This window comes from Streptomyces sp. WAC05374, from assembly GCF_004353505.1.
Lineage (GTDB): Bacteria > Actinomycetota > Actinomycetes > Streptomycetales > Streptomycetaceae > Streptomyces.
Genome location: NZ_SMNQ01000003.1, coordinates 342,446 through 366,348, shown reverse-complemented (window position 1 = coordinate 366,348; position 23,903 = coordinate 342,446). Strand labels below are relative to the sequence as shown.

The 23,903-nt window shown below is 73.7% G+C and carries 23 protein-coding genes; 13 read left to right on the top strand and 10 right to left on the bottom strand.

Annotation, left to right across the window (positions count from 1 at the left end; genetic code table 11):
• Positions 1–16 precede the first annotated feature (16 nt).
• The 3 genes from E2B92_RS09290 to E2B92_RS09280 are packed head-to-tail and all read left to right on the top strand — an operon-like array spanning position 17 to position 2,912.
• Positions 17–1,594, top strand: a complete 1,578-nt coding sequence (locus E2B92_RS09290; RefSeq protein WP_126884314.1) for a 4-coumarate--CoA ligase family protein — start codon at positions 17–19, stop codon at positions 1,592–1,594.
• A complete protein-coding gene (locus E2B92_RS09285) occupies positions 1,591–2,328 on the top strand; it encodes an enoyl-CoA hydratase family protein (protein WP_126884315.1) in 738 nt (245 codons plus the stop codon). Before E2B92_RS09290 ends, E2B92_RS09285 begins: the two co-directional genes overlap by 4 nt.
• Positions 2,316–2,912: a TetR/AcrR family transcriptional regulator gene (locus E2B92_RS09280; protein ID WP_126884316.1), complete on the top strand. Its 597-nt coding sequence runs from the start codon at positions 2,316–2,318 to the stop codon at positions 2,910–2,912. The genes E2B92_RS09285 and E2B92_RS09280 overlap by 13 nt, the downstream gene beginning before the upstream one ends.
• A 60-nt stretch (positions 2,913–2,972) precedes the next feature.
• On the opposite strand, the gene E2B92_RS09275 is transcribed toward E2B92_RS09280, so the two are convergent.
• Positions 2,973–4,073 carry a citrate synthase 2 gene (locus tag E2B92_RS09275; RefSeq protein ID WP_126884317.1) on the bottom strand — a complete coding sequence of 367 codons (1,101 nt, stop codon included), beginning with the start codon at positions 4,071–4,073 and terminating at the stop codon, positions 2,973–2,975.
• A 270-nt stretch (positions 4,074–4,343) separates the two neighbouring features.
• Here E2B92_RS09275 and pdxH point away from each other — a divergent pair, with 270 nt between their 5' ends.
• Positions 4,344–4,970: a pyridoxamine 5'-phosphate oxidase gene (gene pdxH / locus E2B92_RS09270; RefSeq protein ID WP_126884341.1), complete on the top strand. Its 627-nt coding sequence runs from the start codon at positions 4,344–4,346 to the stop codon at positions 4,968–4,970.
• Between the two features lie 10 nt (positions 4,971–4,980).
• Here the strand turns inward: pdxH and E2B92_RS09265 are convergent, their stop codons facing one another.
• On the bottom strand, positions 4,981–5,334 hold the full coding sequence (locus E2B92_RS09265; protein WP_126884318.1) for a hypothetical protein: 354 nt from the start codon (positions 5,332–5,334) through the stop codon (positions 4,981–4,983).
• Between the two features lie 433 nt (positions 5,335–5,767).
• Here E2B92_RS09265 and E2B92_RS09260 point away from each other — a divergent pair, with 433 nt between their 5' ends.
• Entirely contained in the window at positions 5,768–7,087 is a 1,320-nt protein-coding gene (locus tag E2B92_RS09260) for a PAS domain-containing protein (RefSeq protein WP_126884319.1), read from the top strand.
• A 19-nt stretch (positions 7,088–7,106) separates the two neighbouring features.
• Here the strand turns inward: E2B92_RS09260 and E2B92_RS09255 are convergent, their stop codons facing one another.
• Complete coding sequence (locus tag E2B92_RS09255; protein WP_126884342.1) at positions 7,107–7,862, bottom strand: SIS domain-containing protein; 756 nt, start codon at positions 7,860–7,862, stop codon at positions 7,107–7,109.
• A gap of 163 nt (positions 7,863–8,025) precedes the next feature.
• Here E2B92_RS09255 and E2B92_RS09250 point away from each other — a divergent pair, with 163 nt between their 5' ends.
• Both E2B92_RS09250 and E2B92_RS09245 read left to right on the top strand, forming a co-directional pair.
• A complete protein-coding gene (locus E2B92_RS09250) occupies positions 8,026–8,718 on the top strand; it encodes a metal-dependent transcriptional regulator (RefSeq protein ID WP_126884320.1) in 693 nt (230 codons plus the stop codon).
• Positions 8,719–9,108: 390 nt separating this feature from the next.
• On the top strand, positions 9,109–9,972 hold the full coding sequence (locus E2B92_RS09245; protein ID WP_126884321.1) for an alpha/beta fold hydrolase: 864 nt from the start codon (positions 9,109–9,111) through the stop codon (positions 9,970–9,972).
• Here E2B92_RS09245 and E2B92_RS09240 read toward each other — a convergent pair.
• From E2B92_RS09240 to E2B92_RS09230, 3 genes are all read right to left on the bottom strand, one after another.
• Positions 9,959–11,569 (bottom strand): transporter, encoded by a 1,611-nt coding sequence (locus tag E2B92_RS09240; RefSeq protein ID WP_126884343.1) that lies wholly within the window; start codon positions 11,567–11,569, stop codon positions 9,959–9,961. The two genes, E2B92_RS09245 and E2B92_RS09240, sit on opposite strands and share 14 nt — an antisense overlap.
• A complete protein-coding gene (locus E2B92_RS09235) occupies positions 11,548–12,366 on the bottom strand; it encodes an ABC transporter ATP-binding protein (RefSeq protein ID WP_126884322.1) in 819 nt (272 codons plus the stop codon). Before E2B92_RS09235 ends, E2B92_RS09240 begins: the two co-directional genes overlap by 22 nt.
• Positions 12,367–12,458: 92 nt before the next feature.
• The gene (locus E2B92_RS09230) at positions 12,459–13,154 is read right to left on the bottom strand and encodes a bifunctional DNA primase/polymerase (protein ID WP_126884323.1); all 696 of its coding nucleotides are present in this window, start codon (positions 13,152–13,154) and stop codon (positions 12,459–12,461) included.
• Positions 13,155–13,509: 355 nt separating this feature from the next.
• Here E2B92_RS09230 and E2B92_RS09225 point away from each other — a divergent pair, with 355 nt between their 5' ends.
• Together E2B92_RS09225 and E2B92_RS09220 are read left to right on the top strand one after the other, a co-directional pair.
• Positions 13,510–14,892 carry a transcriptional regulator gene (locus E2B92_RS09225; protein WP_126884324.1) on the top strand — a complete coding sequence of 461 codons (1,383 nt, stop codon included), beginning with the start codon at positions 13,510–13,512 and terminating at the stop codon, positions 14,890–14,892.
• Positions 14,893–15,031: 139 nt separating this feature from the next.
• Positions 15,032–16,555: a hypothetical protein gene (locus tag E2B92_RS09220; RefSeq protein ID WP_185923540.1), complete on the top strand. Its 1,524-nt coding sequence runs from the start codon at positions 15,032–15,034 to the stop codon at positions 16,553–16,555.
• 16 nt (positions 16,556–16,571) lie between these two features.
• Here the strand turns inward: E2B92_RS09220 and E2B92_RS09215 are convergent, their stop codons facing one another.
• Positions 16,572–17,843: an ABC transporter substrate-binding protein gene (locus E2B92_RS09215; RefSeq protein ID WP_399431179.1), complete on the bottom strand. Its 1,272-nt coding sequence runs from the start codon at positions 17,841–17,843 to the stop codon at positions 16,572–16,574.
• Between the two features lie 169 nt (positions 17,844–18,012).
• On the opposite strand from E2B92_RS09215, the gene E2B92_RS09210 reads away from it, so the two are divergent.
• Both E2B92_RS09210 and purU read left to right on the top strand, forming a co-directional pair.
• Positions 18,013–18,459, top strand: coding sequence for an SCO4402 family protein (locus tag E2B92_RS09210; RefSeq protein WP_126884345.1), 447 nt, complete (start codon positions 18,013–18,015; stop codon positions 18,457–18,459).
• Between the two features lie 46 nt (positions 18,460–18,505).
• Positions 18,506–19,357, top strand: a complete 852-nt coding sequence (gene purU, locus E2B92_RS09205; protein WP_126884326.1) for a formyltetrahydrofolate deformylase — start codon at positions 18,506–18,508, stop codon at positions 19,355–19,357.
• A gap of 69 nt (positions 19,358–19,426) precedes the next feature.
• Here purU and E2B92_RS09200 read toward each other — a convergent pair whose 3' ends face one another.
• Both E2B92_RS09200 and E2B92_RS09195 read right to left on the bottom strand, forming a co-directional pair.
• Positions 19,427–20,641 carry a zf-HC2 domain-containing protein gene (locus E2B92_RS09200; RefSeq protein ID WP_126884327.1) on the bottom strand — a complete coding sequence of 405 codons (1,215 nt, stop codon included), beginning with the start codon at positions 20,639–20,641 and terminating at the stop codon, positions 19,427–19,429.
• A complete protein-coding gene (locus E2B92_RS09195) occupies positions 20,638–21,201 on the bottom strand; it encodes a sigma-70 family RNA polymerase sigma factor (RefSeq protein ID WP_126884328.1) in 564 nt (187 codons plus the stop codon). Before E2B92_RS09195 ends, E2B92_RS09200 begins: the two co-directional genes overlap by 4 nt.
• A gap of 218 nt (positions 21,202–21,419) precedes the next feature.
• Here E2B92_RS09195 and E2B92_RS09190 point away from each other — a divergent pair, with 218 nt between their 5' ends.
• Positions 21,420–21,794, top strand: a complete 375-nt coding sequence (locus E2B92_RS09190) for an STAS domain-containing protein (protein ID WP_126884329.1) — start codon at positions 21,420–21,422, stop codon at positions 21,792–21,794.
• 31 nt (positions 21,795–21,825) lie between these two features.
• Positions 21,826–22,353 (top strand): EF-hand domain-containing protein, encoded by a 528-nt coding sequence (locus tag E2B92_RS09185; protein WP_126884330.1) that lies wholly within the window; start codon positions 21,826–21,828, stop codon positions 22,351–22,353.
• Here the strand turns inward: E2B92_RS09185 and E2B92_RS09180 are convergent.
• On the bottom strand, positions 22,341–23,837 hold the full coding sequence (locus E2B92_RS09180; RefSeq protein ID WP_235023742.1) for a class I adenylate-forming enzyme family protein: 1,497 nt from the start codon (positions 23,835–23,837) through the stop codon (positions 22,341–22,343). The two genes, E2B92_RS09185 and E2B92_RS09180, sit on opposite strands and share 13 nt — an antisense overlap.
• Positions 23,838–23,903: the final 66 nt, after the last annotated feature.

Here is a 23,903-nt window from a genome sequence, read left to right as displayed (position 1 = left end):
ACCGACAGGAGCCGTGATGGTGTTCCACAGCGAGTACGCGGACGTCCCCACCGTCTCCCTCCCCATCCACGACGCGGTACTGGCCCGGTCGGCCGCCGCGTACGCCGACGAGGTCGCCCTCGTCGACGGGGCGGGCGACCTGAGCCTCACGTACGGCCAGATCGACACCTACCACCGGCGGGTGGCCGCCGCGCTGGCCGGCGCGGGGCTGCGCAAGGGGGACGTCCTGGCGCTGCACAGCCCCAACACGGTCGCCTACCCGGTCGTCTTCTACGGCGCCACGCGCGCCGGGGCGGCCGTCACCACCGTCCACCCCCTGTCCACGGCGGAGGAGTTCGCCAAGCAGCTCCGCGACTCCTCCGCCCGCTGGATCGTCACCGTCTCCCCGCTGCTCGCCACCGCGCGCCGGGCGGCCGAACTGGCCGGCGGCGTGGCCGAGATCCTCGTCTGCGACGCGGCCGAGGGGCACCGCTCGATCCTCGACATGGTGGCCTCGACCGACCCCGAACCGGCCGTCGCCATCGACCCGGCCGAGGACCTCGCAGCCCTGCCGTACTCCTCCGGCACCACCGGCGTCCCCAAAGGCGTCATGCTCACGCACCGCTCCATCGCCACCAACCTGGCCCAGCTCGAGCCGCTGATACCGATGCGCCGGGGCGACCGCGTCCTGGCCGTCCTGCCGTTCTTCCACATATACGGGCTCACCGCCCTGATGAACGCCCCCCTGCGGCAGGGCGCCACCGTCGTCGTCCTGCCCCGCTTCGACCTGGACACCTTCCTCGCGGCGATCGAGAAGCACCGCATCAACGCCCTGTACGTCGCCCCGCCGATCGTGCTGGCCCTCGCCAAGCACCCGGCCGTCACCCGCTACGACCTGTCCAGCCTGGAGTACGTGGTCAGCGCCGCCGCCCCGCTCGACGCGCGGCTCGCCGAGGCGTGCTCGGCCCGCCTCGGGCTGCCGCCGGTGCGGCAGGCGTACGGGATGACGGAGCTGTCGCCCGCCACGCACGCCGTGCCGCTGTCCGCGCCCAACCCGCCGCCGGGCGCGGTCGGCAAGCTCCTGCCGGGCACCGAGATGCGGCTGCTGTCCCTGGACGACCCGGCCGAGGACGCCGCCCCCGGCGAGGACGGCGAGATCGCCGTGCGGGGACCGCAGGTGATGAAGGGCTACCTGGGCCGCCCCGACGCCACCGCCGCGATGATCGACCCCGACGGCTGGGTGCACACCGGGGACATCGGCAGGGTCGACGCGGACGGCTGGCTGTTCGTGGTCGACCGGGTCAAGGAACTGATCAAGTACAAGGGCTTCCAGGTCGCCCCGGCCGAGCTGGAGGCGCTGCTGCTGACCCACGAGGGCGTCGCGGACGCGGCGGTGATCGGCGTGTACGACGAGGACGGCAACGAGGTCCCCAAGGCGTACGTCGTCCGGCAGCCGCACGCGACCGGGTTGACGGGCGACGACATCATCGCCTTCGTGGCAGGGAAGGTCGCCCCGTACAAGAAGGTCCGGCGCGTCGAGTTCGTCGACGGCGTGCCGAGGGCGGCGTCGGGGAAAATCCTCCGGCGCGAACTGAGGGAGCGAGAAGGCGCATGACGAGTCTCGTCACCACCGCGCACGAGCGGGGCATCACCACCCTGACGCTGGATTCCCCCGACAACCGCAACGCCCTGTCGGCGCGGCTCGTCGGCGAGCTGGCGGCGGCGCTGGAGAGCTGCGGCAAGGACCCGGCGGTACGGGCGGTGGTCCTCACCCACGCCGGGTCCACGTTCAGCGCCGGCGCCGACCTGAAGGCGCCGCCCAGCCCGTACACCTTCGTGGCGCTGCTGCGGTCGATCGTGGAGCTGCCCAAGCCGGTGGTGGCCCGGGTCCACGGGCACGTCCGGGCCGGCGGACTGGGGCTGCTGGGCGCGTGCGACATCGTGGCGGTGCAGACGGGCTCGGACTTCGCGCTGACGGAGGTGCGGATCGGGGTGGCCCCGTCGGTGATCTCCCTGTCGCTGCTGCCCCGCCTCGACCCGCGGGCGGCCGCCCGCTACTACCTCACCGGTGAGGGGTTCGACGCCGCCGAGGCGGCCCGGATCGGCCTGGCGACGGTGGTCGGGGACGACGTGGACGCGGTGCTCGCCCCCGTGCTGGACGGGCTGCGCCGGGCGTCGCCCCAGGGGCTGGCTGAGGCCAAGAGGCTGGTCACGGCTAGGGTGCTGGAGATGTTCGAGCGCGACGCGGAGGACTTCGTCCAGCGCTCGGCCTCGCTCTTCGCCTCGGCGGAGGCACGCGAGGGAATGACGGCCTTCCTCGAACGACGGGACCCCGCATGGGTGTGGTGACGACCACCTCCGCTCCGAAGGCGCCGAAGCAGGACCGCAGCCGGGCCACCCGGCAGCGGCTCCTGGCGGCGGCCGTGGCGTGCCTCGCGGAGCACGGCTGGGCGGGCTCGACGGTCTCCGTCGTCGCCGAACGGGCCGGGGTCTCGCGGGGCGCGGCGCAGCACCACTTCCCCACCCGGGAGGACCTGTTCACGGCGGCGGTCGAGTACGTCGCCGAGGAACGCTCCCAGGCACTGCGCGCCCTGCCCGTGCAGGACCGCGCCTCGGTCGTCGCCGCCCTGGTCGCCCTCTACACCGGCCCGCTGTTCCGGGCGGCCCTGCACCTGTGGGTGGCCGCCTCCAACGAGGAGCAGCTCCGGCCCCGGGTCACGGAGCTGGAGGCGCGGGTCGGCCGCGAGACCCACCGCATCGCGGTCGAGCTGCTGGGCGCCGACGAGTCCCGGCCCGGTGTGCGCGAGACGGTGCAGGGCCTGCTGGACATGGCCCGCGGCCTGGGCCTGGCGAACCTGCTCACGGACGACACGGCCCGCCGCGAGCGCGTGGTGGCCCAGTGGGCGGCGCTGCTGGACGACGTCCTGGGCTGAGCGCGGCACGCGAACGGCGCCGCCCCGGTGCGGGGCGGCGCCGTCGCGGTGGTGCGTGCGTCAGCCGGTGATGTCCTCGTAACCGCCGATCTCGCGCGGGCTGCGCGGGCCGGGGCCCACGTAGCGCGCCGAGGGGCGGACCAGGCGCCCGGTGCGCTTCTGCTCCAGGATGTGCGCCGACCAGCCGGCCGTGCGGGCACAGGTGAACATGGACGTGAACATGTGCGCCGGGACCTCCGCGAAGTCCAGCACGATCGCCGCCCAGAACTCCACGTTCGTCGCCAGGACCCGGTCCGGGCGACGGTTGTGCAGCTCCTCCAGGGCGGCCTTCTCCAGCGCCTCCGCGACCTCGAACCGCGGCGCGCCCAGCTCCCTGGCGGTGCGGCGCAGCACGCGGGCGCGCGGGTCCTCGGCGCGGTAGACGCGGTGGCCGAAGCCCATCAGGCGCTCGCCCTTGTCGAGGGCCTGGCGGACGTAGGCGCCGGCGTCACCGGTGCGCTCGATCTCCTCGATCATGCCCAGCACGCGGGAGGGCGCCCCGCCGTGCAGCGGGCCGGACATGGCGCCGACGGCACCCGACAGGGCCGCGGCGACGTCCGCGCCCGTGGAGGCGATGACGCGGGCGGTGAAGGTGGAGGCGTTCATGCCGTGCTCGGCGGCGGACGTCCAGTAGGCGTCCACGGCCTTGACGTGCTTGGGGTCCGGCTCGCCGCGCCAGCGGATCATGAACCGCTCGACGACCGACTGCGCCTTGTCGATCTCGCTCTGCGGGACCATCGGCAGGCCCTGGCCGCGCGCCGACTGGGCGACGTACGACAGCGCCATGACCGCGGCCCGCGCCAGGTCGTCACGGGCCTGCTCCTCGTCGATGTCGAGCAGCGGACGCAGGCCCCACACCGGCGCCAGCATGGCCAGCGCCGACTGCACGTCCACGCGGATGTCGCCGGAGTGCACGGGGATCGGGAACGGCTCGGCGGGCGGCAGGCCGGGGTTGAACGCCCCGTCGACCAGCAGGCCCCAGACGTTGCCGAAGGAGACGTGGCCGACCAGGTCCTCGATGTCGACGCCGCGGTACCGGAGCGCGCCGCCCTCCTTGTCCGGTTCGGCGATCTCCGTCTCGAACGCGACGACTCCTTCGAGTCCGGGTACGAAGTCGGACATCAGGCGGCTCCTCGTCAGGTGAGTCTTTCCAGTGGTGCGGTGATGCCCCGTACGGCCGGTGGTCATCCGGCACCGTCGTAGGGAGGGGACAGTGACCCAGCGCATGAGTCTGTCGGGTTCCTCCGATGCGGGGAAGCGTGACATCCGGCACACTCCGCCGAACCGGTCAGGGAGGATTAGTGGCACGCGGTGCCGGGCAGACTGGGTCGCTACGGCAGGATGGCCCTTGTGACAGACGCTCTCGACCCAGCAGCTCTCGATCCCGCCGACATGCGCGAGCAGTACCGCACCGCCGCATTCCTGGAGGCGGACCTCGCGGACGGGCCGATGGACCAGTTCGCCCGCTGGTTCGCGCAGGCCGTCGACAGCGACGCCGTCGTCGAGCCCAACGCCATGGTGCTCTCGACGGCCACGCCCGACGGGCGGCCCTCGTCCCGGACGGTGCTCCTGAAGCACTTCGACGCCCGGGGCTTCGTCTTCTTCACCAACTACGGCTCCCGCAAGGGCCTGGAGCTGGACACCAATCCGTACGTCTCGCTCCTGTTCCCCTGGCACCCGGTCGCCCGCCAGGTGCTCGTGACGGGCACGGCGTGCCGCGTCGGGCGCGACGAGACGGCCGCCTACTTCCGCACCCGCCCGCACGGCTCGCAGCTCGGTGCCTGGGCGAGCGAGCAGTCCTCGGTGATCGCCTCGCGGGCCGAGCTGCTGGCCCGGTACGAGGAGCTGGCGGCCCGCTACCCGGAGGGCGAGCAGGTGCCCGTGCCGCCGCACTGGGGCGGCTTCCGGATCGAACCCGAGGCGGTCGAGTTCTGGCAGGGCCACGAGAACCGGCTGCACGACCGGCTGCGGTACGTCCGGGAGGGCGAGGGCTGGCGGGTGGAGCGGCTGTCGCCCTGACGCGCCCGCTCTACGCGAGGTCGACCGCCGCCAGCAGCGGCGCGGCCACGGCCAGCGCGTACTGCGCCAGGACCGCCCCGCACCGCACCCGGTGGCCGACCGCGTCACGGGGTATGCCCAGCGCCCACAGGCCGACCAGCCCGGACAGGCCCAGCGACCACAGGGCGAGGTCGGCCAGCGGGCCGGGGACGCCGTCGCCGGCGTAGGCCTGGCGCAGCAGGACGACGAGGGTGCCGACGCACGTGACCGCGAGCACCAGCAGCCCGATCCCGGCGAAAACGCGTACGGCCCGGACGTCCGGCGCGAAGGGGTCCCGGGCGGAGCCGTCCCGCGCGGCGGGGGCCTGTGAGTCGGTGGTGTTCATGCCCGCCATCCTGCGTGCCGGGCCGCGGGCCGGGCATCGGGGCGGGTACTCAGAGGCGCGCGTCGCGGCTACTCAGCCGGTGGCAAGCAGAAACCCGCGGGCTCTGGCTCTCCTGACGGAGAGGCCGGCCGGATGTGCCGGCGAGCCCGCGGGTCGGTGACTGCTTGGGATTGCGGCAGGAGGCCTGCCGACATTGCACAGAGTGCGACAACAGGCCTCAGCCCGCAGTCACCTCACGCATCCGAAAAGAAACCACTTCCGGATCACCTCCTTTCTTCGTGTGCTCCACACCCTAGGAACCGCCCCGGCGCACCACAACCGGTTTTTTCGCGCCGGGTGATTTCCGGGAACCGGCTGTGTTCTGAGTCACGTTCCAGTTGAATGACCGGGCGTGCACGTGCACGCGAGTACACGTCCTGCAGGGGGTGCCGGGATGAGTGCGTCCAGGAGCGAGATCCAGGGGCGAGCCGCGACCGGGGCGGATCTGCTCGCCGCGCTGCTCGACGGGATGGACGCCGCGCTGTGCGCGTTCGACGCCGACGGGGTGCTCACCCACTGGAACCGTGAGGCCGAACGGATCCTCGGGTGGAGCGCCGAGGAGGCCGTCGGACGGCCCGGGTTCGCCGGGTGGGCCGTGCGCAGCGCGGACGCCGACGACGTCCACCGGCGGCTGATGTCGGTCATGGAGGCGCCCGGCCGCCAGGTCCACGAGTTCGCCCTGCTGCGCAAGGACGGCGGGCGGGTGCTCGTGCGGACGCAGTCGGCCGGGGTGCGGGGCGCGGACGGCCGGCCCGCCGGGGTCTACTGCGCCTTCAGCGAGGTGCACGCCCAGATCGACCTGGAGCGCTCCATCGCCCTGAGCGAGGCGCTGTTCGACGACGCCTCCTGGGGCGTGGTCCTGGTCGACGTGGACCTGCGCCCCACCGTGGTGAACGCCCACGCGGCGCGGGCGCTGGGCGCCGGACGGACGACGCTGCTCGGCCGCCCGCTGGGCGAGGTGGTCGTGCAGGGCGTGGAGGAGCTGGAGGGCGCGCTGCACCACGTCCTGGCGGAGGGCCCGCCCCGGGCGCCGGTCGAGCTGTGGGTGACGCTGCGGACGCCGGAGGGGGAGCGGCGGCGCTGCTGGCGCAGCGGCTTCCTGCGGCTGGCGTCGCCGCTCGCGGAGGAGCCGGTGCCGCTGGGCGTCGGCTGGCTGTTCCAGGACGTGACGGAGGCGAGGCTGGCGGAGCAGGAGGCCGACCGGCTGCGGTTCCGGTGCAGCCAGCTCCACCGGGCGGGCGGCGCGGCCGCCGAGTGCGAGGACCCGATGGAGGCGGCGGTCACCTACCTGGACTTCGCGCTGGCGGGCTTCGCGGACCACGCGCTGGTGGACCTGTTCCAGGGCGACCGGCTGGTGCGGGCCGCCGCGTCCCCGGTGGGGGCGCCCGGCCCGGTCGCCCGCCTCACGGGCGCGGGCATCCCGGTGCGGTACGAGGCGGGGCACCCGGCGTTGCAGGCGGTGGACCGGACGGGGCCGGTGCGGGCGAGTGCCGGACCCGCCGACGAGCGGTGGGCGGGGGAGCGGCAGTGGCCCCGGGACGCGGTGCACGCGCTGTGCGCGGTGCTGCGCAGCCGGGGCCGGACGCTGGGTGTGGTCACCTTCCTGCGCTCGGGCACCCGCCCGGCGTTCGAGCGCCCGGACGCGGTGTACGCGGAGAGCGTCGCCGTCCGCGTCGCCTCCGCGGTGGACCTGGCGGCGACGCTGGAGGGGTGACGGCCCGTCCGTACGGTCCTCAGTGGCGGAAGAAGATCCGGTCCGCGTACTCGCTCATCACACGGCCGTTCCACTCGTGGCCGCCGTCGACGTTGCCGGAGCGCAGCAGGGGCGGTTCGACGCCGCGCGCCACCATGGCCTCGGTCGCGGCCGCCATCACGGCCTGCATCAGGGCGCTGGTGACGACCGTGGACGCCGGCGCGAACGGGGCGTCGACCCCCTCGTGGGTGAGCTCCGCGTCCCCCACGGCGATCTTGGAGTCCAGCACGATGTCGCAGTGGTCCTTGAGGAAGGTGCCCGACACGTGGCGGGACTTCGTCTCCGTCGCGTAGGCCACCGAGGTCACCCCGATCACCTTCAGGCCGAGGGCGCGGGCGTTCATGGCCATCTCGACGGGCAGCGCGTTGCGGCCGGAGAGCGAGACGATGAACAGGAGGTCCCCGGCCCGGGCGGGCGAGGAGTCGAGGACCGCGCCGGCCAGGCCGTCCACCCGCTCCAGGGCGGAGCCGAGCGTCGCGGGCATGACGTCGACGCCGACGGCGCCCGGTACGGCGAGCAGGTTCACCAGCGCCAGGCCGCCCGCCCGGTAGACCACGTCCTGGGCGGCGAGCGAGGAGTGGCCCGCGCCGAAGGCGAACAGCCGCCCGCCTCCGGCGACCGCGGTGGCCACGGCCGCGCCCGCGGCGGCGATGTTCTCCGCCTCCTCGTCCCGCACCCGCTGGAGCAGGCCGATCGCGGCGTCGAAGAATCGACCGGCCAGCTTGCTCTCGCCGATGGCGTCAGGCATCGTCGGGCCCCTTCTCTCCGTGTCGCGGATCACGTTGCGGTCTGGACCATTGCTCTGTCAATACCGGGCTTGTCCCCGGGGCGGCACGGTTGTCGGCGTGATGCGCAAGAATTGAGTCAGGGCCAGCGCACGAATCTTTCGAGGGGCACGTATGTCCGGACTGATCGACACCACGGAGATGTATCTCCGCACCATCCTCGAGCTCGAAGAGGAAGGTGTGGTGCCCATGCGCGCCCGCATCGCCGAGCGGCTGGACCAGAGCGGGCCGACCGTCAGCCAGACGGTCGCGCGGATGGAGCGGGACGGTCTGGTGACCGTCGCGGGCGACCGGCACCTGGAGCTGACCGACGAGGGCCGCCGCCTGGCCACCCGCGTGATGCGCAAGCACCGGCTCGCCGAGTGCCTGCTGGTCGACGTGATCGGCCTGGAGTGGGAGCAGGTCCACGCCGAGGCGTGCCGCTGGGAGCACGTGATGAGCGAGGCGGTGGAGCGCCGCGTGCTGGAGCTGCTGCGCCACCCGACCGAGTCTCCGTACGGCAACCCGATCCCGGGCCTGGAGGAGCTGGGCGAGAAGGCGGAGACCGAGGCGTTCCTCGACGAGGGCATGGTGTCGCTGGCCGAGCTGGACCCGGGCACCGAGGGCAAGACCGTGGTGGTGCGCCGGATCGGCGAGCCGATCCAGACGGACGCCCAGCTCATGTACACGCTGCGCCGCGCCGGTGTGCAGCCCGGCTCGGTGGTCAGCGTGACCGACTCGGCGGGCGGCGTGCTGGTCGGCAGCAGCGGCGAGGCCGCGGAGCTGGGCGCGGACGTCGCCGCGCACGTGTTCGTCGCCAAGCGCTGAGGGGCCGCCCCTCCGGGGCCGCGCGGGAAGTGGCCGGAACGGCAGCGCCCGCGCGCGGCGCGTGCCAGTCTTGGGCTCGGGGCATATGACCTGAGCGCGCGGGGAGGGAGCCGGCTTGACGCGGCCGTCATACATGGAGAGCCCCGGCGCCCATCGGCGCCGGGGCCTCACCTCCCCTGTGTCGACCCGGAGCCCCGAGCTCTCAGGGTCGTCCCCCTCGGACCGTTTTCCCCGAGCGGCCCGCCTCCCGATGAAGATCTCCCCTCGGCGGCGGCCGTCAATCCTTGAGTCGGGTCACTCGAACGAGCGGTGTTGCGAGCGAGAGCCCCGTTTTCGAATGCAAGTTCGATAGTCTGGCTGCGCACGTGACAGAAGGGGGTGTCAGGACACATGGTGCGACGCATCGACCTGACCGGAGCCGATGGCTTACGCCTCGCCGCCTGGGAGTTCGCCGAGCCGCCCAAGGGCCGGGCGACCGGTGACGAGGTGCCCGGGGTGCTCCTCCTGCACGGGCTGATGGGCCGCGCCGCGCACTGGGCCCCCACCGCCCGCTGGCTCGCCGAGCGGCACCGGGCGGTCGCGCTCGACCAGCGCGGGCACGGGCGCAGCGACAAGCCCGCCGAGGGCCCCTTCACCCGCGAGGCGTACGTGGCCGACGCCGCCGCCGCGGTCGAGCAGCTCGGCATCGGCCCCGCGATCCTCATCGGCCACTCCATGGGCGCGCTGACCGCCTGGCAGCTCGCCGCCGAGCGCCCCGACCTGGTGCGGGCGCTCGTCATCTGCGACATGCGGGCCTCCGCACTGGGCGCCGCGTCCCAGCGCGAGTGGGAAGAATGGTTCCGCTCCTGGCCGCTGCCCTTCGCCACGCTCGCCGACGTCCGCAAGTGGTTCGGCGAGGACGACCCCCGGGTGGAGCGGCCCAGCCCCGCGCGCGGTGAGTTCTTCGCCGAGGTTATGTCCGAGGGCCCCGACGGCTGGCGCCCCGTCTTCTCCCGGCGCCAGATGCTCACCTCCCGCGAGACGTGGGTCTACGACGCCCACTGGGACTCCCTGGCGCAGGTCCGCTGCCCCACGCTCGTCGTCCGCGGCCTCGACGGCGAGCTGGGCCGGGCGGAGGCCCAGGAGATGGTCCGCGTCCTCCCGCACGGCCGGTACGCCGAGGTGCCCGACGCCGGCCACCTCGTCCACCACGACCAGCCGGACGCCTGGCGCGCGGCCGTCACACCCTTCCTGGAGGACGTCAGCCCTTGCTGACCGCCGTCAGGATCTCCGGCAGCCGGTCCGCCGTGCGCGCGGCGGCCGGCCGCAGGCCCGCCCAGGCCAGCAGCGCGCCCCACCCCGAGCCCAGGGTGAGCAGGAACAGCCCCGCGGCCGTGCCGGACCCGTCCAGCCGGACCGTCAGGGCGATCAGCGGGGCGCACAGCAGAGCCGCCGTCACCATGCCGCCCAGGATGGAGATCCACGCCAGCCCCGCCTGACCCGGCGCCGCGTTCTTGAACGCGCCGTCCTGCGGGATCGAGTACGGGAAGCGGGCCGACGCCACCGCGCCCGTCCCCAGCATCGCGCCCAGCACCCCGAACGCCAGGCCCAGCGCCGCCGGGAACGTCTCCCAGTCACCCAGCACCCCCGCCGTCAGGGCGGTCACCGCGGTCACGTACGGAAGGGTGATCAGCAGCAGCGCCAGCGCCCGCGCCCGCAGCTCCTCGTAGGCGTCCCGGGCCGAGGAGATCGTCATCGCGACCATCCAGAAGGCCGAGGTGTCCTGGCCGAACTGGTTGTACATCTGCACACCGAGCATCCCGGCCGCGAAGCTCGCGAGGTACACCGACCCCGTGCCCTGCACGGCGTTGAACAGCGGCACGATCAGACCGATCGCCAGGGACGTCACCCACGCCGCCTTCGTCTTCGGGTCCCGCGCCACGTACCGCAGACTCCGGCCCATCACCGTGCCCGCACGGCCCTCGGGCCACAGCCGGCCGACGAGACCGGCGGAGGACGCCGACACGCGGCGCGAGGGCCGCGACGCCGCCGCCAGGGTCGAACCGTCCGGAGCGGTCATCAGCCGCCCCAGGCTGCGCCGCCACGCGTACAGCAGCGCCGCCAGCGCGGCCCCCGACAGCGCCAGCCCCGCCACCGCCCGACCGTACGCCCCCTCACCCGCCGACTCCACGGCGGCCAGCGCCGACGCGGGCGGCACCCACCGCACCACCTCCGCCGCCGGGTCCAGCGCCGACAGCCCGCCCGCCCGACCGAGCCGCTGGGCGCCGAAGTTGACGAACTGGATGCCCACCGCGATCACCAGACCGCTCAGCACCGCCAGGTCCCTGCCCCGGCGGGACGTCAGCAGCCGGACGTTCGCCGCCGCGACCGCCCGCGCCAGCGCCACGCACACCAGCAGCACCAGCGGCACGGCGACCACCGCCACCGCCACCGCGAACGCCCCGCGCGCCAGCGCCACCGCCGACCCGACCGCCAGGCACAGCGTGAACAACGGCCCGATGCCCACCAGCGACGAGACCAGCAACGCCCGCACCAGGGGCCCCGGCCGCAGCGGCAGCATCACCAGCCGCGTCGGATCGAGCGTCTCGTCACCGCTCGGGAAGAACAGCGGCATCACCGCCCACCCCAGCGCCAGCAGCCCCGTCAGCAACATCACCACCGTGCCCGCGTGCTCACTGCCCCGCAGCAGCACCAGCCCCAGCAACTGCCCCGCCGCGAACAGCAGCGCCAGCACGGCGGAAGTGACGTACGCCGCCGTACGCCCCGCCGACTGGCGCAGCCCATTGCGCACCAGGGACAGCTTGAGCCGTACGAACACCCCCGTGAGCGTCACCGCGCACCGCCCAGCCAGTCCAGCGACTCGCCCGCGTCGTCCCGCCCCCGCGCGCCCACCAGTTCCAGGAACGCCGCCTGCAACGACGGCGCACCGCCGCGCACCTCCGCCAGCGTGCCGTGCGCCCGGATGCGCCCCGCCGCCATCACCGCGACCCAGTCGCACAGCGACTCCACCAGCTCCATCACATGGCTGGAGAAGACCACTGTGGCGCCCGAGCCGGTGTACCGCTCCAGAACGCCCCGGATCGTCTGGGCCGACACCGGGTCCACGCCCTCGAACGGCTCGTCCAGGAACAGCACTTCGGGGTTGTGGAGCAGGGCGGCGGCCAGCCCGATCTTCTTGCGCATGCCCGTCGAGTAGTCGACGACCAGCTTGTGCTGGGCACCCGCCAGGTCGAGCACCTCCAGGAGCTGGGTGGCCCGCTTGTCGACCTCGGTGCCGGGCAGCCCCCGCAGCCGCCCGGTGTACGCGAGGAGCTCCCGCCCCGACAGCCGCTCGAACAGCCGCAGCCCCTCCGGCAGGACCCCGATCCGAGCCTTCACCCCGGCCGGGTCGCGCCACACGTCGTGGCCCACGACCTCGACCCGCCCCCGGTCGGGCCGCAGCAGCCCGGTCACCATCGAAAGCGTCGTCGTCTTGCCCGCCCCGTTGGGACCCACGAGGCCGATGAACCGGCCCGCGGGCAGCGCCAGGTCGATCCCGGCGACGGCGACCTGCTCGCCGAACCGCTTCCACAGCCCCTCGACACGAACGGCGGGCGGCGCCGTCCCCGGCACTCCACCCGCCACGTCCTCAACCGTCCCGTCCGGCATGGTCACTGCCCTCCGCGTCCCCGTCGATACGGGAACCACCCTACGGACGGGCCGGGACGCCCGCAGGGGCGCCGACCGGCAGCCCGGGCCGGTCAGCCCTGCCGGGCGCGGGCAGCGGCGGCCTCCCTGGCCGTCGCCGCCTCGCGGGCGCACGCGTACGCCAGCGGGCAGATCAGTTCCTCGACGTCCGGCAGCCACCGGTTCGCCGGCGTGGGGCGGCGCGCCCACTGCACCGCCCCGTGCCCGCCCACCCGGGTCGGGGGCGCCGCGACGTAGTGGCCCTCGCCGCGAGCCACCAGGTCGATGCCGGTCGGCGACCAGCCCAGCTTGCGCACCAGGTCCGGCACCTTGGCGGCGGCGCCGGGCAGGACGAAGAACATCATCCGGCGGTCGGGGGTGCAGGTGACCGGGCCGAGGGTCAGGTCCATCCGCTCCATCCGCGCCAGCGCCAGGAAGCCCGCCGCCTCGGGCACGTCCAGCGCGTCGAAGGTGCGGCCCGTCGGCAGCAGGATCGACGCCTTCGGCTGCTTCCCCCACAGCCGGCGCGCCACCACCGCGCTGCCCGTCGCCTGGGTCGCCCAGTCCGGCCGGGCGGGGTGCGCACCCGCCGCGGGGCAGGCGGTGTCGCCGCACGAGCACCGCTCCATGCCGTCGACCGCCTCCAGCCAGGTGCCGGGGAACACGTCCCAGTGCCGCTCTTCCGCGTACCGCACGGCGCTGTCCAGCAACTGCTCGCCTCGCTGCTTGGGGATCGGTGCGGCTTCCGTGACTCCGATGGTCTCTTCCACGGTCAGCTCAACTACCGGCCCCACCGGGGGTTACGGGGCGCGGGAAGGGAGGCCGAGGCGCATCGATTCGGCATCCGGGGCGCATGGATGCACGGACGGGGGCGCGCATGGGGACCGGGAGCGGTGGCCGGGTAGCCACTGTCGGGGAGGTGACCGGTCTACCGATATCGCATGACGTATCAGCCTTCATCGGCCCTTGATGCACGACACGCTCTTCCCGCTCTTCCGTAACTGTCCGTGCCCTTCTGCGCTCTTCCTCGGTTTCGTCAGTATTCGCAGGTCAACTTCTGCATTCTCCGTATATCAGCCGGGCAGTGATCAGCGGGACTGATCACCGCGGCAACAGGGGGTAGTCATGGCAGCGAGGCCGCTCGTCGCCCGTCAGCCGAACGAACGGTTGCAGGCTCTCATCCAGGAAGCAGGGTGCTCCAACGCCGGGCTCGCCCGCCGCGTCAACATGGTCGGGCAGGAGCGCGGGCTCGATCTCCGCTACGACAAGACCTCCGTGGCCCGCTGGCTGCGCGGCCAGCAGCCGCGCGGGCGGGCCCCGGGGATCATCGCCGAGGCACTCGGCCGCAAGCTGGGGCGCACGGTCACCATCGACGAGATCGGCATGGCCAACGGCAAGAACCTGGCCTCCGGGGTGGGGCTCCAGTTCTCCCCGACCGTGCTCGGGGCCATCGAGCAGGTCTGCGAGCTGTGGCGCAGCGACGTGGGGCGGCGGGACTTCCTGTCCGGTTCGACGGTGGCCGCGTCCGCGCTCGTCGAGCCCAGCCGGGACTGGCTGATCACGGCCGCCGACCCGCAGGTGGCGCGGCAGGCCGGGGCCCGGGTGGGGATGGCGGACGTCGAGGCGGTACGGGCGATGACGGCCGCGCTGGTCGACCTGGACCACCGGTTCGGCAGCGGCCATGTGCGGCCCGTGGTGGTGCACTACCTGAACAGCGTCGTCTCCGGGCTGCTGTCGGGGTCGTACCGGGACACCGTGGGCCGTCAACTCTTCGCCGCCGTCGCGCGCCTGACGGAGCTGGCCGGGTACATGGCGGTGGACACGGGGCAGCCGGGGCTGGCGCAGCGGTACTACATCCAGGCCCTGCGGCTGGCCCAGGCGGCCGGGGACCGCGGGTACGGCGGGTACGTCCTGGCCGCGTCCATGAGCCACTTGGCGGCGCAGCTCGGAAACCCGCGCGAGATCGCCCAGTTGGCGCGGGCCGCGCAGGAAGGGGCGCGGGGCCACGTGCCGCCGAGGGCGGAGGCGATGTTCCTGGCGGCCGAGGCGCGGGGGCACGCCCTGCTGGGTGACGCGCACGTGTGCCAGGAGGTGGCGGCCCGGGCGGTGGCCGCGATGGACCGGGCGGACCCCGGGTCGGGCGACGACCCGGCGTGGATCGCCCACTTCGACCAGGCGTACCTGGCCGACGAACTGGCCCACTGCTACCGGGATCTGGGGCGGCCCGACGAGGCGGCGCGGGCGGCCGCCGAGTCGCTGGACGGCCACCCCGAGACCCGGGCGCGGCGCCGGGCGATCGGCCTCGTCCTGCTGGCCACGGCGCAGGTCCAGCAGCGCGAGGTGGAGGAGGCCTGCCACACCGGCGCGCGGGCGGCGGAACTGCTCGGCACGCTGCGCTCGTCGAGGGGTGCGGAGTACCTGGACGACCTGCGGCAGCGCCTGGAGCCGTACGCGGACGAGCCGGCCGTCCGGGAATTCGGCGCGCGCCTCGAGCTCCAGGCCGCCTGAGGCGTCCGCGGCTCCGCGTAACAGCGTCTTCGGGGAGGGATGTGTTACTGGCGCCACACACGTGTGCGCGGGCTCCGTGTCACCCGGTAGCGTGAGCCGACGCTTCCGTAGGTTTACAGGTTTACACGTAGGAGTCCCGGTGACGCAGAGCGGACAGGGTCAGGAGCCGCACCTTCCCGCGGCGCGGCCCGCGCACGAAGGTGTCGTGCTGCCCGCCGAGGGCAGTGAGACCTGGGGCGGCGCGGCCGGCGCCGGGCCGGCCGGAGGGCAGCCGTGGGGCGGCCAGTGGGGACCGCCGGACGGGCAGCAGCAGCCCCTGCCGCCCCAGCAGCCGCACGCGCCGCAGCCCGGTGCGTACGGCCAGCAGGCCGGGGCGTACCAGCAGTACCCGCAACCCCAGCACCCGCAGGCGCACCAGCAGCACCAGGCACCCCACCAGCAGCCTCAGCCACCCCAGCAGCACCAGGCGCCCCAGCAGCACCAGGCACCCCACCAGCAGCACCAGGCGCACCAGCAGCACCAGCCGCCCCACCAGCAGCCGCCCCATCAGCCCCAGCACCAGGACGCCTACGGGACGGTCGCCCAGCCGCTGCCGCCCGAGGTTCCGGCGGGCGCGGGCGACGCGGACGCGACCCAGTACCTCCCTCCGGTCGCCGCCCATGGCGCCGGAGCCGTGCCCGGGCCGATGCCCCTGCCCGCGGAGAGCCCCGCCGAGTCGACGCAGTTCCTCGGCACCCGCCCGGCGGCCCCCGCCGACGCGGACGCCACCCAGTACCTGCCGCCCGTCCCGCCCCAGCCGTCCGGCGCGCCCTACGGCATCCGGCCCGGGGCGCCCGGCGACCGGCAGCCCCCGGCCGAGTTCGACAGCCTCTTCCGTGACGACGCGGCCGCCACCCAGCACATACCCGCCTACGGCGCCGGGGCCCAGGCGGCCCCGCACCGGCAGCCCCAGCAGCCGTACCGGGCCCCGCAGGCCGCACAGCCCGCTCCGCCGTACGAGGACGCCCACCGGGAGCCCGAGCGCCGCCGCTCGTCGAAGCTGCCGCTGATCGCCGCCGTCGTCGTCGGCTGCACCGTCCTCGGGCTCGGCGCCGGCGCGCTGCTCAGCGGTGGCGACGACCAGAAGAAGGGCACGCCCGACAACACCGGGGTCGCCGCCGCCAGCTCGCCCACCCCGGGCGCCACCGCCTCCGAGGCCGCGCCCGACCCGGCCCGTACGCAGGCCGAGGCGCTCGACAAGCTTCTCGCGGACAGCAACAACAGCCGTGACTCGGTGATCCGTTCCGTCGAGAACATCAAGAAGTGCCAGAACCTCGACCAGGCCGCCACCGACCTCCAGGCCGCCGCCGGGCAGCGCCGGCAGCTCGTGACCCGGCTCCAGGGCCTGGCCGTCGACAAGCTGCCGAACCACGGGGCGCTCACCACCGCGCTGACCCAGGCGTGGCAGGCGTCCGCCTCGGCCGACGACCACTACGCGGCCTGGGCCGGCGAGGTGAAGGGCAAGAAGGGCTGCAAGGGCGGCACGGCGCGCAGCACCACGCACTTCGCCCAGGGCAACCGGGCCAGCGGTGAGGCGACGACCGCCAAGCGCAAGGCGTCCGAGCTGTGGAACGGCATCGCGGGAACCTACGGTCTGACCCCGCGCCAGCCGGCCCAGCTCTGACCCGCCGGGACGTGGCCTAGAGGGCGGCGGCCTTGCGGAGCGTGGGGCCGACGTCCACGAACCCGTCCTTCTGGGCCACCAGCCGTCCCTCGCGGACGACTTGGAACGTGACCTGGTGATTCACTATCCGCGGCAGGTCCGGCGTGCCGAGCATGTCCTCGTAGCGCCAGCGCAGCGGCGGTGTCAGCCCGCCGGTGTCGACCTCGACCCCGCGGTCGAGCGCCTGGCCGATGCGGCCGGGGGTCACCTCCTCGTCGCCGAGGGCCTCGACCACCCTGGCCAGCACCGTGTAGGCGATCCAGGTGGTCTGGACGCCGGCGTCGGCCGGGTCGATCCGGTTGTCGCCGAAGGCGTGCTCGCGGATCACCTGCTTCATCGGGGCCCAGCGCTCGTCGCCCGCCTCCGGGTACCAGCCGGTGATGTAGGCGCCCTCGAAGGGGCCGTTCGCGCCGCCGGTGCGGTCGACGAGCGGCTGGTCGACGCTGCCGAGGACCGAGGACACCTTGATGTCCCGGCCGTCGGACGGGAGGCGGCGGAAGGAGTCGAAGAAGGTCGCCGTGTGCTCGCCGAGCGCGGCGGTGACGCAGCCGCCCTCCTCACCGACCCGCTTGCGGGACTGCCGGGCCTCCTCGGTGTACTCGCCGGCGTCGTCGGCGGCCGGGATGTCGGCGGCCGTGCGGTGGTGGCCCTGCGCGAGGCCCGAGTTGAGGATGTAGGGCAGGTCGGCGCCGGTGAGGGAGTCGGGCCGTACCAGGGAGACGCGGTCGCACGAGTCGGCGAGCTGTATGCCGTTGCCGGCCAGCAGCGCGGCCTGGCCGCCGTTGACCGGGTAGGAGACGGGGCTGCGGAACTCGTCGTCCGTGAGCCCGTAACCGCCGATGTACGGGATGCCGGCGGCCTCCAGCGGCGGCATGAAGGCGCGGCCCTCGTGGCTGTACGAGCCGACGACGGCGGCCACGCCCTCCTGGACGGCGCGCCGGGCGCAGGCGGCGGCGGTCGCGGGCTCGTTGCCCGCGTTGCAGGTCAGGACGCGCAGTTCGCGGCCGTTGATGCCGCCGCGGGCGTTGACCCAGCGGGCGAACGCCTGCCCCATGGCGGGCATACCCGGCATATTGGTCGCGCGGGTGTTCTCGGGCGCCCAGGTCATGACGGTGAGGGTGTCCCCGGCGCCCCCCGTGGCGCCAGGGATCACTCCACACCCGGCCAGGAGGCACGCCGAGCCGATTGCCGCCGCGGTCCGGGCGAGGGAGAGGGTGGTCGAAGAGCGTCGCCTGCCGTTACCGGTCATGGGCATGCACAATTCCGCCCCATGGGTAACGCGGGAGTGAGGCCCGTTCAACGCATGGTGACATCGAGGTGAATTGCGGGGGCCGGTCCATCCGGTGTGCGGGGGAACGTACGATCGAAACGTGTCAGCTTCCGTGAACTCTTCCCGTCGCGGCCGTCGCTCCTCCACCATGGGCGGCATGCCGCTCAACGACATGCCGTGGTGGCGCTGGCGCGCGAACGTGCGCTCGGCGCTGCACATGCTCTCGGACCCCGTCTTCCACCAGGAGTGCTGGCTGGCGGGCCTGGAGGGGTACGGGGACGTCACCGACGCCGTGTACCGGCTGGTCGAGGACACGTGGCTGGACAACTGGTCGGCCGAGAAGTACGTCGGCACGATCTTCCGCGACTCGGGCGAGGCCGCGCTGGTCGACGTCGCGGTGCTGCGGGTGCTGCGGATCATGCACCAGGTCGGCCCGGACGCCCCCGTCTCCGCCTACATGGGGCACCACGGCTGGCCGGAGGCGGTGCGGGCGGCCCGGGACGCGCACGTGCGGCTGGCCGTCAACGACGGTGAGGACCCGGACGCGCCGCCGCGGTCGCTGGACGTGCTGCGGATCATGACGAGGTCCGCGTGACGGACCGCGGTCCGGCCGCCCCTCCCGGATGTGGCATCCTGCCAGGATGACCGACCAGTACGTCCTCACGCTCTCCTGCCCGGACAAGCAGGGCATCGTGCACGCCGTTTCGAGTTACCTCTTCATCACCGGCTGCAACATCGAGGACAGTCAGCAGTTCGGAGACCGGGACACCGGCCTGTTCTTCATGCGGGTCCACTTCTCGGCCGAGGCGCCGGTGACGGTGGACAAGCTGCGCGCGAGCTTCGCGGCGGTCGGTGACTCCTTCGCGATGGACTGGCAGATCCACCGTGCCGACGAGCGCATGCGGGTCGTGCTCATGGTGTCGAAGTTCGGCCACTGCCTGAACGACCTGCTGTTCCGCTCGCGGATCGGCGCACTGCCGGTGGAGATCGTGGCGGTGGTGTCCAACCACACCGACTTCGCCGAGCTCGTCGCCTCGTACGACATTCCGTTCCACCACATTCCGGTCACCAAGGACACCAAGTCGCAGGCGGAGGCCGAGCTGCTGGAGCTGGTGCGCGCGGAGAACGTCGAGCTGGTGGTCCTGGCCCGGTACATGCAGGTCCTGTCGGACGACCTGTGCAAGGAACTGAGCGGCCGGATCATCAACATCCACCACTCGTTCCTGCCGAGCTTCAAGGGCGCCAAGCCGTACCACCAGGCGCACGCGCGCGGCGTGAAGCTGATCGGCGCGACGGCCCACTACGTGACGGCCGACCTCGACGAGGGCCCGATCATCGAGCAGGAGGTCGAGCGGGTCGGCCACGACGTCACGCCGGAGCAGCTCGTCGCGATCGGGCGGGACGTGGAGTGCCAGGCGCTGGCGCGGGCGGTCAAGTGGCACGCGGAGCGCCGCATCCTGCTGAACGGCCGCCGCACGGTCGTCTTCGCGTAGGACCCCTTGCCGGGGCGCGCCCGCCGGGGACGACGCCCCAGGCTGCCTCCCGCCGCTCCCCGAGCCGGGCTACAGGCGGCTCAGGGAGGCGGCGGCGAAGAGGACGTCACGGATGGCCTCGCGGTCGCCGTCCTGGCCGGCCGCCGCTTCCTCCGGCGCGATGTGGCCCGCCACCAACTGGCAGAACTCCACGCCGTCCAGCGCCACTTGCGCGACCTTGCGGTCCGGGGAGGCGATCGCCGCCGGGGAGTCCAGGGCGATGTACCAGTCGCCGCCGCCCGATCCCTCGACCTCCAGGTGGAGCGAGCGGCCGGGCGCGCCGGCCGTGACGAGGTGCCGGGCCGGGGCGGCGAGCCCCGCGCGGCGGCGCTCGGCGAGGGCGGCCGGCAGCAACCGGGCGGCCAGGTCGATCATGTCGTGCAGGTGGGCGGCGCCGGGCGGCTCGTACGGGTAGTCGACCGCCGTCGCGATGTCGTCCGCGTGCACCCAGCACTCGAAGGCCCGGTCCAGCAGCGCGTCGCGCAGCGGCAGGGAGAAGTCGCCGTACGACACCGACAGTTCGGCCACACCGCGGCCCGCGAAGGAGACCGTGCGGATCAGGGTGTGCGCCTGGTCGCGCCAGGGCTCGCGGACGGATCTGGTGGGCGGGTGGTGGGCACCCCGCCAGAACGCCTCGGTGCGCTCGGCCGGGGTCTTCGCCGCGAGGGAGTCGTCCAGGCCGATCGCCGTCGCCACGAGGCCGTCGACCGCCTGGAGGTGGCCGATCACCCCCGCGACGGTGGTCCGGCGGCTGACCGGCCGGTCGCGCTCGAACCACTTGAGCCGCACCGGCGCGTGCCACTCGGAGTCGCCGATGTCCCGCAGCAGTGCGTCGAGCCGGGCGGTCTCCGCGTCGTACGGCCCGGCCCAGTCGGGCAGCGGGATGCGCGCGGGGCGGCGGCCCAGGCAGTTCTCCAGCACCCGGGAGCGCAGCAGCGGGTCCAGGTCGAGGTCCCGCTCGTGGTGCAGCAGGCCGACCGCGTCACGCAGCCGCAGGGCCTCCTCCGCGCACGGGGCGCACTCGGTCAGGTGCTCCTCGACGGCGGTCGTCTCCTCGGCCGAGCAGGCCGAGAGCGCCCACGCGCCGAGCAGCGACTGGAGGACCTTGTGCGGCAGGGGCGGTGCGGGCGGGGCGGGCAGCGCCTCGTAGTTGTCGGCGGCCCGCCTGGGGGACGGTATGCGCGGCACGCCGCCCACCTCCTCCCGGCCGTCGTCGTGGCCACCGCCGTCCAGCGGTCCCGTCATGGCGTCCGTCCGTCCAGGGGCCGGCTGTTCGCGGTGGACAGCAACTGGAGCCCGAGCCGCAGCCGGCGCCGCGCCTCGTCCTCGGTCACCCCGAGGTCGGCGGCGGTCTGGCGGTAGTCCCGGCGCTGGAAATAGGCCAACTCCAGTGCGGCGCGCAGCGGCGCGGGCATGGACTGGACGATGAAGTCCGCGCGGGCCGACACCGCCGCGCGGCGCACCTTCTGCTCCAGTTCCTCCGTGGAACCGCCGCCGCGCTCCGCGTACGCCTTCGCCTCGGCCTGGCGCAGCCGGTGCACGGCCTGGCGGCGGGTCAGCTTCGCTATCCAGGAGCGCATGGACCCCTCGCGCCTGGGGTCGTACGCGTCCGGGTTCTCCCACACGTACCCGAACACCTCGCGCGTGACCTGGTCGGCCGCCGACTCGTCGTCGAGGACGCGGTGCGCCGTGTTGTGCACCAGGGAGGCGAACCGGTCGTAGAGCTCACCGAGCGCGGCGGCCTCGCCGCGCGCCAGCCGCTGCTGCATCTTGCGGTCCCAGCGCGGGGGTGTGTCCTTCGCCATGGGGGAGCCCTCCAGACCCGACTCCTCCCGAATGTAACGGCCCGCGCCGACAATGCGCCCCCTCTTTGTGGCAAGTGCCTCGCGCGCCGTTCCGGGATGGTAAGGAAACCGTCACCATCGGTGGATCGTGTTTCATGAGGGGAGGACGGGGCAGCAGGGGCCCAAAGGAAGCTCGGCTTCCGGTTCATTTCCCGGTGGTATCGGCGGAGGGTAGGCGCGTGACGCTCACGGTGGACGAAGCCGGGCACGGGGCATGGACCGTGCTCAGCGTCCAGGGCGAACTGGACCTGGTCTCCTCACCCGTCGTCCGCAGGCGCGTGCACGACGCGGTCGCCGAGGGCAGGCGGGACCTCGTCCTGGACCTGTCCGGGGTGCAGTTCTGCGACTCCAGCGGCGTCGGCGTGCTGATCGCCTCGCGTCGGCTGCTGCACTCCTGCCGGGGCAGGCTGCGGCTGATCCTGCCGGCCCGGGGGGCCGTCGAGGGCTCGCACGTCAACCGGGTCCTGGCGGCCCTCGGCGTACGGCGCCTGTTCTCGGTGTACGCGGACGTCGCGGCCGCCACCGGCGAGGAGGACGAACAGCTCTCCGCGTGACGGCGCACCCTTCGCGTCGTACCCTCCCGGCATGGACGCAGAGGAGTTGTACCAGCGCCGGATCGCCTCGCGGTTCGCCGCCTTCGACCAGGACGGCAACGGCTATATCTCCCGTGAGGACTTCACCACGGCGGCCGGCCGGCTGCTGGAGGAGTTCGGCACGTCGTTCCGTTCGGACAAGGGCCAGGCGCTGGCCGGTGGCGCGGAGGCCTTCTGGCAGGGCCTGGCCGGCATCGCGGACGTGGACGGCGACCAGCGGGTGACCCGGGGGGAGTTCGTGAGCGGCGCGGTGAAGCGGCTGCGCGACAACCCCGACCGGTTCGCCGAGATCGCCCGCCCCTTCGTCCGCGCCCTGCTCGCCGTCGCCGACCGGGACGGTGACGGGAAGGCCGGCACGGCGGAGCTGGAGCGCGCCCTGCGGGTGCTGGGCGTCGACCCGCACGCGGCGGCGCTCGCGGCCGAGTCGATGGACCTGGACCGCAGCGGGCTGGTCGACGAGGAGGAGGCCGTCACGGCCTTCGCCCGGTACTTCATGACCCAGGAGCCTCAGGCCGAGTAGCGCTCGCGCAGCTTGTACTTGAGCACCTTGCGCAGGGTGTCGTTGCGCGGCAGGGCGTCCACGACCTCCAGCCGCTCGGGCAGTTTGTGCACGGCCAGGCCCTCGTCGCGGAGGAACGCGGTCACGTTGCCGAGCGTCAGCGCCGCGGTGGCCTCGACGACCGCGCAGACCCGTTCCCCGCGTTCTGGGTCGGGCAGGCCGATGACGGCCGCGTCCCGGACCGCGGGGTGCCGGTGCAGCAGGTCCTCGACCTCTTTGGCCGAAATGTTCTCGCCCTTCCGGATGATGACGTCCTTGACACGTCCGGTGAGCACCAGGTGGCCGGAGTCCGTGAGGTACCCGAGGTCCCCGGTCCGCAGGAAGCCGTCCTCGTCGAACGCCCCGGCGGTCTGCGCGGGGTCCAGGTAGCCCCGGCACACCGCCTCGCCGCGCAGCCGCACCTCGCCGTCGACGACGCGTATCTCCATGCCCTCCGGCGGCCTGCCCTCGGTGCCGGCGAGGTTCTCGTCGGTGTCGTCCGGGGACCCCATGGTGATCATCGGCACCTCGGTCATGCCGTAGCCGTGGGTGAGGCGGCAGCCCATCTCCCGGACGACCGCGTGGTACAGCTCCGGCGGCTTGGGGGCGCCGCCGCCCGCGAGCAGCCGGAGGGTGGGGACGAGCTTCTCGCCCGGCTGTTTGCGCTGTTCGGCGAGGAACATCGCGTAGAAGGCGGTGGAGCCTCCGGCCGTGGTCACCCCGTGCGCCCGGTAGGTCTCCAGCGCCTCCGGCAGGGCGAACGTCTCGAACAGGACGGCCGGGAACCCGTACAGCAGCAGCATGACGAGGTAGTCGAGGCCGCCGATGTGCGCGAAGGGGAAGGCGATCGACCCGACGTCGCCGGGCGTCAGGCGCAGCGCGTGGGCGAGGCAGGCCCCGCCCGCGATCAGAGAACGGTCGGTGTGCAGGACGCCCTTGGGGTCGGACGTCGTGCCGGACGTCCAGTAGATCCATCGCACGTCCGTGCCGGAGGCGGGCGGGGGCGGCAGGGTGGCCGGGTCGGCGTCGGGGAGGCCGTCGTACGCCTCGAACACGCCGCGCGCCCCGAGGCGGTGCGCCAGGGCGGTGTGGTCGAAGCCGCGCCAGGTGCCCGGGACGGCGAAGAAGCCGGCCCTGGACTCGCGCAGCGCGAAGCCCACCTCGCGCTCCCGGTAGAAGGGGATGACGGGGGACTGCACGGCGCCGAGGCGGGCGAGGGCGACGCTCAGGACGACGGTCTCGACGCGGGTGGGCAGTTGCCAGGCGACGACCGAGCCGGGCCGTACGCCCATGGCCGCCAGTCCGGCCGCCGTGCGCTCGGCGCGGTCGCACAGGGCGCCGAAGGTGAGGCGCCGGTCGTCCTGGAGGAGGGCGGGGCGGTCCGGGGTGAGGCGGGCGCGGCGTTCCACGAGCTCCCACAGGGTGCGGGAGGCGCCCAGGGCGTGTGCGGTGTCGGTGTCCGGCACGGTGCGCTCCTCGTTTGCTGACGGACAGTCAGATCGTGCGGTGAGCGTAGGGCGGTGCGCCTTGTC

Excerpts from the sequence above, each read along its gene's own strand:
- E2B92_RS09290 (WP_126884314.1), top strand. The coding sequence starts at position 17 with ATGGTGTTCCACAGCGAGTACGCGGACGTCCCCACCGTCTCCCTCCCC.
- E2B92_RS09285 (WP_126884315.1), top strand. The coding sequence starts at position 1,591 with ATGACGAGTCTCGTCACCACCGCGCACGAGCGGGGCATCACCACCCTG.
- E2B92_RS09280 (WP_126884316.1), top strand. The coding sequence starts at position 2,316 with ATGGGTGTGGTGACGACCACCTCCGCTCCGAAGGCGCCGAAGCAGGAC.
- E2B92_RS09275 (WP_126884317.1), bottom strand. The coding sequence starts at position 4,073 with ATGTCCGACTTCGTACCCGGACTCGAAGGAGTCGTCGCGTTCGAGACG.
- pdxH (WP_126884341.1), top strand. The coding sequence starts at position 4,344 with ATGCGCGAGCAGTACCGCACCGCCGCATTCCTGGAGGCGGACCTCGCG.
- E2B92_RS09265 (WP_126884318.1), bottom strand. The coding sequence starts at position 5,334 with ATGAACACCACCGACTCACAGGCCCCCGCCGCGCGGGACGGCTCCGCC.
- E2B92_RS09260 (WP_126884319.1), top strand. The coding sequence starts at position 5,768 with ATGAGTGCGTCCAGGAGCGAGATCCAGGGGCGAGCCGCGACCGGGGCG.
- E2B92_RS09250 (WP_126884320.1), top strand. The coding sequence starts at position 8,026 with ATGTCCGGACTGATCGACACCACGGAGATGTATCTCCGCACCATCCTC.
- E2B92_RS09245 (WP_126884321.1), top strand. The coding sequence starts at position 9,109 with ATGGTGCGACGCATCGACCTGACCGGAGCCGATGGCTTACGCCTCGCC.
- E2B92_RS09235 (WP_126884322.1), bottom strand. The coding sequence starts at position 12,366 with ATGCCGGACGGGACGGTTGAGGACGTGGCGGGTGGAGTGCCGGGGACG.
- E2B92_RS09225 (WP_126884324.1), top strand. The coding sequence starts at position 13,510 with ATGGCAGCGAGGCCGCTCGTCGCCCGTCAGCCGAACGAACGGTTGCAG.
- E2B92_RS09215 (WP_399431179.1), bottom strand. The coding sequence starts at position 17,843 with ATGACCGGTAACGGCAGGCGACGCTCTTCGACCACCCTCTCCCTCGCC.
- E2B92_RS09210 (WP_126884345.1), top strand. The coding sequence starts at position 18,013 with ATGGGCGGCATGCCGCTCAACGACATGCCGTGGTGGCGCTGGCGCGCG.
- purU (WP_126884326.1), top strand. The coding sequence starts at position 18,506 with ATGACCGACCAGTACGTCCTCACGCTCTCCTGCCCGGACAAGCAGGGC.
- E2B92_RS09200 (WP_126884327.1), bottom strand. The coding sequence starts at position 20,641 with ATGACGGGACCGCTGGACGGCGGTGGCCACGACGACGGCCGGGAGGAG.
- E2B92_RS09195 (WP_126884328.1), bottom strand. The coding sequence starts at position 21,201 with ATGGCGAAGGACACACCCCCGCGCTGGGACCGCAAGATGCAGCAGCGG.
- E2B92_RS09185 (WP_126884330.1), top strand. The coding sequence starts at position 21,826 with ATGGACGCAGAGGAGTTGTACCAGCGCCGGATCGCCTCGCGGTTCGCC.